This is a genomic window from Streptomyces sp. NPDC002690 (assembly GCF_053592415.1).
Map to the genome: position 1 here is coordinate 1 of NZ_JBSFVR010000389.1, position 6,968 is coordinate 6,968.

At 70.9% G+C, this 6,968-nt stretch carries 8 protein-coding genes; 6 read left to right on the forward strand and 2 right to left on the reverse strand.

What is annotated here, in order from left to right:
* The 6 genes from ACWD3D_RS31275 to ACWD3D_RS31300 form a co-directional block, all read left to right on the forward strand.
* Positions 1 to 969: sulfate adenylyltransferase subunit 1 (locus ACWD3D_RS31275; RefSeq protein WP_451464117.1), on the forward strand; the 969-nt coding region annotated here is incomplete at its 5' end.
* A 233-nt stretch (positions 970 to 1,202) separates the two neighbouring features.
* The gene (locus tag ACWD3D_RS31280) at positions 1,203 to 2,324 is read left to right on the forward strand and encodes an aliphatic sulfonate ABC transporter substrate-binding protein (RefSeq protein WP_451464118.1); all 1,122 of its coding nucleotides are present in this window, start codon (positions 1,203 to 1,205) and stop codon (positions 2,322 to 2,324) included.
* 43 nt (positions 2,325 to 2,367) lie between these two features.
* Entirely contained in the window at positions 2,368 to 3,159 is a 792-nt protein-coding gene (locus ACWD3D_RS31285; protein ID WP_451464119.1) for an ABC transporter ATP-binding protein, read from the forward strand.
* A complete protein-coding gene (locus tag ACWD3D_RS31290) occupies positions 3,146 to 4,063 on the forward strand; it encodes an ABC transporter permease (protein ID WP_451464120.1) in 918 nt (305 codons plus the stop codon). The genes ACWD3D_RS31285 and ACWD3D_RS31290 overlap by 14 nt, the downstream gene beginning before the upstream one ends.
* A 9-nt stretch (positions 4,064 to 4,072) precedes the next feature.
* Positions 4,073 to 4,846, forward strand: a complete 774-nt coding sequence (locus tag ACWD3D_RS31295) for a sirohydrochlorin chelatase (protein ID WP_451464121.1) — start codon at positions 4,073 to 4,075, stop codon at positions 4,844 to 4,846.
* Positions 4,847 to 5,036: 190 nt separating this feature from the next.
* Positions 5,037 to 5,822: an ABC transporter ATP-binding protein gene (locus ACWD3D_RS31300; protein WP_451464124.1), complete on the forward strand. Its 786-nt coding sequence runs from the start codon at positions 5,037 to 5,039 to the stop codon at positions 5,820 to 5,822.
* A 12-nt stretch (positions 5,823 to 5,834) separates the two neighbouring features.
* Here ACWD3D_RS31300 and ACWD3D_RS31305 read toward each other — a convergent pair whose 3' ends face one another.
* Both ACWD3D_RS31305 and ACWD3D_RS31310 read right to left on the reverse strand, forming a co-directional pair.
* The gene (locus ACWD3D_RS31305) at positions 5,835 to 6,218 is read right to left on the reverse strand and encodes a nuclear transport factor 2 family protein (protein WP_451464122.1); all 384 of its coding nucleotides are present in this window, start codon (positions 6,216 to 6,218) and stop codon (positions 5,835 to 5,837) included.
* Positions 6,211 to 6,759: a DUF1697 domain-containing protein gene (locus ACWD3D_RS31310; protein ID WP_451464123.1), complete on the reverse strand. Its 549-nt coding sequence runs from the start codon at positions 6,757 to 6,759 to the stop codon at positions 6,211 to 6,213. The genes ACWD3D_RS31305 and ACWD3D_RS31310 overlap by 8 nt, the downstream gene beginning before the upstream one ends.
* Positions 6,760 to 6,968: the final 209 nt, after the last annotated feature.

Sequence of the window (6,968 nt, forward strand, 5' to 3'; positions counted from 1 at the left end):
AACGGCGTCGTCGAACAGACCCGCCGCCACGCCGCCGTCGCCGCCCTCCTGCGCGTCCCCCACGTCGTCCTCGCCGTCAACAAGATGGACCTCGTCGACTACCAGGAGTCGGTGTTCGCCGCGATAGCGAAGGAGTTCACCGCGTACGCGGCCTCCCTCGGCGTCCCGGAGATCACCGCGATCCCCATCTCCGCACTGGCCGGGGACAACGTCGTGGACCCGTCCGCGCACATGGACTGGTACGGCGGCCCGACGGTCCTGGAGCACCTGGAGACCGTCCCGGTCAGCCACGACCTCACCGCGTGCCCGGCCCGCTTCCCGGTGCAGTACGTGATCCGGCCGCAGACCGCGGAGCACCCGGACTACCGGGGCTACGCGGGCCAGATCGCCTCCGGTGTACTGCGGGTCGGCGAGCCCGTCACCGTACTGCCCTCGGGCCGTACGACGACGGTCGCGGGCATCGACGCGCTGGGCGAGAGCGTGGACGCCGCGTGGGCCCCGCAGTCGGTGACCGTGCGGCTCACGGACGACGTGGACGTCTCCCGCGGCGACCTGATCGCGCCGAGCGGCAGCCTCCCGGCCTCGACGCAGGACGTCGAGGCGACCGTCTGCCACGTCGCCGACCAGCCGCTCTCGGTCGGCCAGCGGGTGCTGCTGAAGCACACCACCCGCACGGTCAAGGCGATCGTGAAGGACATCCCCTCGCGACTCACCCTCGACGACCTCTCCCAGCACCCCGCCCCGGGGCAGCTGGTCGCCAACGACATAGGGCGGGTGGTGGTCCGTACCGCCGAACCGCTCGCGCTCGACGCGTACGCCGACTCCCGGCGTACCGGCTCGTTCCTGTTGATCGACCCCGCCGACGGTACGACCCTCTCGGCCGGCATGGCGGGCGCCTCGTTCGCCGAAGCCGTCCGGGGCGGGTCCGCACCCGAAGCGGCCGAAGACGACGCCGAATGGGACTTCTGATGAGAACCGATTTCTTCTCCTCCTTCGCGAAAGAGGGCGGCCGGGTGGGCAGCGGTGCCCTCGGCAGCGGCCAGGGCGGAGTGGCGCGATGTGCGTGAAGACGTACGCGCACTGCCTGCGCGCCCTCCCGCACCACCCGCACCGCCCGTACAGACGAAGACCTGCCGACCGCCCGGCCACGCCCTCGGAGAACCGAGGGACGTAGAGCCCGGCCAACGAGAGGAAAGCCTCCCGTGCCAGCCACCCGTACCACCGTCCGCCGCAGCCTGCTCGCTGCCGCCGCACTGCCGCTGCTCGCCGTGGTTCTCACCGCCTGCGGCTACGGCTCCGAGTCGACCGACGACGACTCGAAGAAGACGGACGCCGCCGCCACCGCCGGGGCGGAAAAGCTCTCCGCGGACACCGTGAGCATCGGGTACTTCCCGAACCTCACGCACGCCACCGCCCTGGTCGGAGTCCAGGAGGGCACCTTCCAGAAGGAGCTCGGCGGCACGAAGGTCAAGACCTCGACCTTCAACGCGGGCCCGTCCGAGATCGAGGCGCTCAACGCCGGATCGATCGACATCGGCTTCATCGGCCCCTCTCCGTCGATCAACGGCTACACCAAGTCCCAGGGCAAGGGCCTGCGGATCATCGGTGGTTCGGCCTCCGGCGGCGTGAAGCTCGTCGTCAACCCGGACAAGATCAAGACGCTGGCAGACCTCAAGGGCAAGAAGATCGCCACCCCGCAGCTCGGCAACACGCAGGACGTGGCGTTCCTCAACTGGATATCCGAGCAGGGCTGGAAGGTCGACGCGCAGAGCGGCAAGGGCGACGTCTCCGTCGTCCGCTCGGACAACAAGGTGACTCCGGACGCCTACAAGGCCGGTTCCCTGGACGGCGCCTGGGTGCCGGAGCCGACCGCCTCCAAGCTGGTCTCCGAGGGCGCCAAGGTGCTGCTCGACGAGACGACGCTGTGGCCGGACAACAAGTTCGTCATCACCAACATCATCGTGTCGCAGAAGTTCCTGACCGAGCACCCCGACGTGGTCGAGGCGGTCCTGCGCGGTTCGGTGAAGACGAACAAGTGGATCAACGAGAACCCGGACCTGGCGAAGGCGTCCGCCAACAAGGCGCTCGAAGCCCTGAGCGGCAAGGCGCTCGCCCCCGAGATCCTCGACCCGGCCTGGAAGTCGATCCTGGTCACCAATGACCCGCTGGCCGCCACGCTGAACGCGGAGGCCGACCACGCGGTGAAGGCGGGCCTGCTGGAGAAGCCCAACCTGGACGGCATCTACGACCTGACCCTGCTCAACAAGGTCCTGAAGGCCGAGGGCGAGCCCGCGGTCGACGACGCCGGTCTCGGCGTCAAGTAGTCCGTCCGCCCAACCGAACCAGGATTCCCAGGAGGTGACGACCATGGCGACCAGTACCCTCACCAAGGCCGAGGACCGCGCGTCGGTCGAGCACGCCGCTCGTATCAGCCACGTATCGAAGTCCTTCGCCGGCCCCACCGGTCAGCAGCTCGTCCTGGACGACATCACGCTCGATGTCGCTCCCGGCGAGTTCGTCACCCTCCTGGGAGCCTCCGGGTGCGGCAAGTCGACGCTGCTCAACCTGGTGGCCGGACTCGACCGCCCGTCCGCGGGGTCCATCGAGACCCCCGGCGGGCGGCCGGCCCTCATGTTCCAGGAACACGCCCTCTTCCCGTGGCTCACCGCGGGCAAGAACATCGAACTCGCCCTGCGGCTGCGCGGGGTGCCCAAGGCCGAACGCCGCCCCGAGGCGGAGCGGCTGCTCGAACTCGTACGCCTGGGCGGGGCGTACGGCAAGCGGGTGCACGAGCTCTCCGGCGGCATGCGCCAGCGGGTCGCGATGGCCCGCGCGCTCGCCCAGGACAGCCAACTGCTGTTGATGGACGAGCCGTTCGCGGCGCTCGACGCGATCACCCGCGACGTGCTGCACGACGAACTGACCCGGATCTGGCGGGAGACCAACGCCACGGTCCTCTTCGTCACCCACAACGTGCGCGAGGCGGTACGCCTTGCACAGCGGGTCGTACTGCTGTCGTCCCGGCCGGGACGGATCGCCCGCGAGTGGACCGTCGGCATCGAACACCCGCGCCGCATCGAGGACTCCGCCGTCGCGGAGCTGTCCGTCGAGATCACCGAAGAACTGCGTGGGGAGATCCGCCGCCATGGCCAGCACTGACATCAAGTCCGCCGAGGACAGGGCGGGCACGGACGGCCCGGCGAAGCGGGACGACCTCGCGGGCCTGGAGGCCGGGCTCGACGCGCTGGACGCCGTCCAGTCGCACCGCACCCCGGTGCGGGAGGTCCTCGTGGCCAAGGTTCTGCCGCCTGTCTTGGCGGTGGTCCTGGTCGTCCTGGTCTGGCAGGTGCTGGTCTGGGCGAAGGTCACCGACGACTACAAGTTGCCGCCGCCCGCCGCCGTCTGGGACAGCGCACAGGACATGTGGGTCAAGGGCACGCTGCTGGAGGTCATCTGGACCAGCGTGTCGCGGGGTCTGTTCGGCTTCGTGCTCGCGGTCGTCATCGGTACGCCGCTCGGTCTGGTGGTAGCCCGGGTGCGGTTCGTCCGGGCGGCGATCGGGCCGATCCTCTCCGGCCTCCAGTCGCTGCCCTCGGTGGCCTGGGTCGCTCCGGCCGTCATCTGGATCGGACTCCAGGACTCGATGATGTACGCGGTGATCCTGCTCGGCGCCGTGCCGTCGATCGCCAACGGCCTGGTGTCCGGCGTCGACCAGGTCCCGCCGCTCTTCCTGCGCGCGGGCCGCACCATCGGCGCCACCGGGCTGCGCGGCACCTGGCACATCGTGCTGCCCGCGGCGCTGCCGGGCTACCTCGCGGGGCTGAAGCAGGGCTGGGCCTTCTCCTGGCGCTCCCTGATGGCCGCCGAGATCATCGCCTCCTCGCCCGATCTCGGTCTGGGACTGGGCCAGTTGCTGGAGAACGGCCGCAACAACTTCGACATGCCCGGCATCTTCCTGTCGATCCTGCTCATCCTGTTCGTCGGTGTCGCGATCGACCTGCTGATCTTCAGTCCGCTGGAGCGGTGGGTGCTGCGCAGCCGCGGTCTTCTCGTCAAGAACTGAGTCACGCCCATGCACGCACCCGTCCTTCTCGTCATCGCCCACGGCAGCCGCGATCCGCGGCACGCGGCGACCGTGCACGCGCTCACCGCGCGGGTACGGTCGCTGCGGCCGGGGCTCCGCGTGGAGACGGGCTTCCTCGACTTCAACGCGCCGTCGGTGCCCCGGGTACTGGAGCGCCTGAGCCCCCGGAACGCACCGGGTGCGGAAGAGGTCGTCGCGCTGCCGCTGCTGCTCACCCGGGCCTTCCACGCCAAGTCCGACATCCCGTCGGTGCTGCGCGAGGCCCGGGCCCGGCTGCCCCGGCTGCGCATCCGGCAGGCAGGCGTCCTCGGCCCGTCCCCGCTGCTCCTGACCGCCCTGGAGCAGCGGCTGTACGAGGCCGGGGTCACCGCCGCCGACAGACGCTCGACGGGGCTGGTCCTGGCCTCGGCGGGCTCCACGGACCCGGAGGCGATCGCAGTGATCGCTGAAATCGCGCGGGAGCTGCGGCACACCGGTTGGTGCGCCGTGCGGCCTGCGTTCGCCTCCGCCAATTCTCCCGGCGGGTTCCCCGCCACCGCGGACGCGGTGCGCGCGCTGCGCGCCGACGGCGTGGACCGGGTGGCGGTGGCGCCGTACGTCGTCGCGCCCGGCCGGCTTCCGGACCGGATCGTCGCGGGTGCGGCCGAGGCCGGCGCGGACGTGCTCTCCGGGGTACTCGGGGCTTCCTCGGCCCTGGCCCGGCTGCTGCTGGCGCGGTACGACGAGGCACGGGCGGACCACGCGCTCTCCCTGTCGGCCTGAAAGCTCCCCCGCCGAGCCGACCCGGCCCGAAGTTCCCCCGCCGAACCGACCCGGCTCCCCGTCCGCATCCCGGACCGATATGGTCCACCTGTCGGATGCATGGATGTAAGGAGCACTCATCGTGACCACGGCCCCCGTCACCACCCCCCTCCCCTTCCCTCCCGGCCCCTCCCCCGAGACACCCGTACCGGTGATCCAGGCGGACGAGGTCGCCGTGGTCCGTGACGGCAGGGCGATCCTGGACACCGTCTCGCTCACCGTCCGGCAGGGCGAGCACTGGGCGCTGCTGGGTGCCAACGGCGCCGGGAAGAGCACCTTGCTGGGGCTGCTCGGCGCGGTCACCCACCCGACCCGGGGTGCGGTGCAGGTGCTCGGCAGGACGCTGGGCCGAGTGGATCTGCGGGAGCTGCGGACCCTGCTCGGCCACGTCAATCCCCGTCACCCGCTCCAGTCGGCGTTGACGGTACGTCAGGTGTGTCTCACGGGTCTCACCAACTCGGTCGAGCCGCTGCCGCGTTGGTCGCCGACGGCCGACGAGAGGGCGCGGGCGGACGAGCTGCTGGCGATGCTCGGGATGGGCGGCAAGGAGGCGTCCCGCTGGCCGGCGCTCTCCCAGGGCGAGCGGGGCAGGACGCTGATCGCCCGCAGCCTGATGCCGAGCCCCCGGCTGCTGCTCCTGGACGAGCCGGCCACCGGCCTGGACCTGGCGGCCCGGGAGCAGCTGCTGGACAGCCTGGACGCGCTGCGCGAGGAACATCCGGAGCTGGCGACGGTGCTGGTCACCCACCATCTGGAGGAGCTGCCCGCCTCCACCACGCACGCGATGCTGCTGCGTGGCGGACGGTGCGTGGCGTCGGGGCCCGCCGACGAGGTGCTGACCACCGACCGGGTCAGCGACTGCTTCGGCCACCCGGTGCGCATCACGCGTACGGAGGGCCGCTGGACCGCACGGGCGCAGCGGGTGACGCGCCGCTGAAGGCCGTTGTCCTCAGGACTCGTTGAAAGGGTCCGCGACGAACGGGGTGGCCTGGTGAAAGTAGAGCAGCCATCCCCCGTCCACCTGCCGCCACAGTGAACTGCGGTGCGCACGACGGCCTTTGTGTTCGGTGTCGAAGGTGAGGTGGACCAGGCCGGGGCCGAGTTCGACGCCCGTCATCAGGGACGCCGTCAGGGGGCCGGGGCGAGTGGTCGCCTCGGCGGTGAGTTCCGCGACGATCGTGTCGCGGTCCCAGAGCCGGCCGCTGGTTCCGATCTCCCGGAATTCGGGGTGCAGCATCGTCGCGAGATGCGACGCCGAGCGGCGGACCTCGGGGTCGAGCAGGCGCAGCTCGTTCTCGATCACCTCGGCCACGGAATGCGGGAGTTCAGTCACGGGTGAGCTCCACGAGCTTGACGACGGTGTTCCAGTTGCGGCTGGTGGCCACGAGACCCTTGGTGACGGCGGGCTTGGCAAGGGCGACGGCGAGGGCGGAGCGGCCGAGGCCGTCCGGGGCGTAGAGGTAGAGGGCCCGGTCGCCGAGCCGGAACTCCTCCGGCAGGTACGCGGCGGGATCCACCGGGGCGAAGCGATCCTCGGTGACCGGCCGGTCGTAGAACGTGACGTGCAGCTGTTTCCCTTCGAGTTCGGCGGCCGGGAAGGGGCACGCGTCGGCGACGGCCCGGAGGTAAGAGGCCGGGCGGACGAGGCAGTCGACGGCGAACCCGTAGTGCTCTTCGACCGCGCGCTCGATGCCCGCCGCGACCTCGTTCTCGTCGTCGCTCGCCGCGGTGAGGACCGCGTTGCCGCTCTGCAGGTACGTGGTCACGCCGCTGTGGCCCAGTTCCGTGAGGAGCGTGCGCAGTTCCGGCATGGACGCCTTGCGGTGACCCCCGACGTTGATGCCGCGCAGCAGGAGTGCGTACGTCGTCGTCATGGGGCTCACCTTAAGGGCTGTGCGTTCCCCGAGGGTTGTCCCGCGATGCGTGGTGGATCGGTGCGCGGCGTCGGATGCGGTGCGACACAGGGCGGAGGGGCGTCCGCACACGGGATGTGTGCGGGCGTTCCGGCAACGTGGCGAGGTGCCGTGGCCGACGTCGCGCTCCCGCCGTGCGGTGCGTTCCCGGCGGGACAGACCTCAGCCCC

Bases quoted from the DNA above. Each gene is read 5' to 3' on its own strand.
- ACWD3D_RS31285 (WP_451464119.1), top strand. From the start codon at position 2,368: ATGGCGACCAGTACCCTCACCAAGGCCGAGGACCGCGCGTCGGTCGAG.
- ACWD3D_RS31290 (WP_451464120.1), top strand. From the start codon at position 3,146: ATGGCCAGCACTGACATCAAGTCCGCCGAGGACAGGGCGGGCACGGAC.
- ACWD3D_RS31295 (WP_451464121.1), top strand. From the start codon at position 4,073: ATGCACGCACCCGTCCTTCTCGTCATCGCCCACGGCAGCCGCGATCCG.
- ACWD3D_RS31310 (WP_451464123.1), bottom strand. From the start codon at position 6,759: ATGACGACGACGTACGCACTCCTGCTGCGCGGCATCAACGTCGGGGGT.